Below are 2,026 nucleotides of genomic sequence, written 5' to 3' on the forward strand. Positions count from 1 at the left end.
CCTCTTGCTCTCATAATATCGTAAAACCGTTAGAAGATAATCCAAAAAGCTGGTGGTAAAACCAGCTTTTCGAGGAAATTCTACACCCCAGCGTAAGAGTGCAAACCAGCAATGACCAAATTGACCACGACCAGGGTAATCAAAATAATGACAAAGCCGATGACGGACATCCATGCTGATTTTGCACCGATCCATCCTCTGGATAGACGCAAGTGTAAGTAGGCACTGTAGAAGAGCCAGACAACTAATGCCCATACTTCCTTCGGGTCCCACCCCCAGAATCGTCCCCATGCCTCTTCTGCCCAAATCATTGCAAAGATAAGGGCCCCGAGAGTAAACACCGGATATCCGATACTGATTGCTCGGTAACTGATCTCGTCCAGAAGATCAGGATCGACGCTCTCAACGGAAGGCTTGATAGCAGCCCCTAATCGTTTTCTGAAAATCAAACGCATTCCGCCATATAAAATTGCCCCTGTAAGGACTGACCACAGCATCGTGTTCAATTTGCGTGCAGCGTCTTTTCCTTCCATCCAGGTAGGTGCCTCAAAGAGTGGTGACATTGGCCCTTCCTTGATGATGGTTGAATCAGCAGGTGCAACAATTGCAGGCAGGATGTACTCCACTTTCGGTTTTACCTTTTGTCCCACTGCATTCATTTCTTCTTTCTTCATTTCAAATACCGTCGTTTGATCCATACGAGCAAAGGTAGAATCCATCAAAATGAATCCAACGAGCATCAGGACCACAGCCAGCACGATCTCCAGCCATTTCGTGCTTTTCGTGGAAATATGCTGTGGAACGGTACGGATCAAATACATGAGACCCGCTGCAAAACCAACCGCCAAAATACCTTCACCCAGAGCAGCTGTTGTCACGTGAATGTGCAGCCAGTAGCTCTGCAAAGACGGAATCAGTGGGGTGATTTCCTTCGGGAACACGTACGAATACGCGAGCATGATAACCCCAAGCGGAAGGACAAATGCTCCAATCGAGGTCAGCTTGTAGATCCGGTAAATAATTAAGTAGGCCAGGATAATGCAGTAATCCAAGAATGCCATAAACTCAAACATGTTACTCGTCGGGCTATGGCCGCCGGCAATCCAGCGAGCAACTACGTACCCTGTTTGCGCCACAAAACCGATAACGGCTAACCAATACGCAATCCGTCCATAGCGCCCTTCATGTTGTTTGGGATCACGCCCAGCCCAGTTTTTACCCGTCACGGCTACAGCGAACACGATAGACGAGATCACGTAGAGCAGAAACGCGATATCCAATAACCAGTCACTCAGTTGAATGAGCTGCACGTTGTTAGTACCCCCTTTGAAGCTTTAGGCCTTGGCCTTCGTTTTATCTTCTATCGTGACAGGGAGCTCCGCTTGTTTAACCAGCCCATCTACTTCTCTGCGAAGACCGAACCAGTTTTTATTCGTATGAGCCGCTACCAAGATACTTCCCTCTTGCGTCTGTACCCAAACCCGACGATGTTGCCAGAACACACCGATTGCAACGCCCGCAAGGAAAATGAATGAACCGAAATAAATCAGTGGCAATGCTTTGTCCACCCGTACATTCAGCCCTGCTATATCGATTAAATCAGGCATTTTGATGTCGAGTCCGTAACGAGGATCCTTTTTCTGTGTCAGAATGGTTCCTTCTAGATAAACCAATTTTTCGTTGTAGTTGCCATTCTCTCCAATGAGTTCCAATGCAACCATCGGATTTTTTGGCAAATTGGTTTTCGTCGCAGGCTTCCCGTCTTTTCCCATTATAAAATCGGGGAAGTAATCCAAAATTCGTACCGTGAACCCATCCGCAATGGTTTGCTCGGGCTGCGGATTGTACAGATCAATTTTGATAAGGCCGATCTCTTTTTTATTGTTTTTCAAATCGACCACTGTAAAATTGAGGGCTCCAAGCTGCATCTCTTGCACGCCGCTCTGATAAATGTAGACGCTGTCCTGCACCATCGGGTGATTCACGACGATCGGCCCCTTCTGCACTTCTACCAAATCCGGCTTTT

General features: G+C 47.3%; 2 protein-coding genes. Both read right to left on the reverse strand.

All coding sequences use genetic code 11. The annotated features are described in order from the left end of the window. Positions 1-80 precede the first annotated feature (80 nt). Positions 81-1,310 (reverse strand): c-type cytochrome biogenesis protein CcsB, encoded by a 1,230-nt coding sequence (gene ccsB / locus C7R94_RS26450; protein WP_106785611.1) that lies wholly within the window; start codon positions 1,308-1,310, stop codon positions 81-83. Between the two features lie 24 nt (positions 1,311-1,334). After that, positions 1,335-2,026 (reverse strand): cytochrome c biogenesis ResB family protein (locus C7R94_RS26455; protein WP_199197965.1); only part of this gene is annotated, 692 nt, incomplete at its 5' end.

This window comes from Brevibacillus sp. NRRL NRS-603 (assembly GCF_003013445.1).
GTDB classification, from domain to species: Bacteria; Bacillota; Bacilli; order Brevibacillales; family Brevibacillaceae; genus Brevibacillus; species Brevibacillus formosus.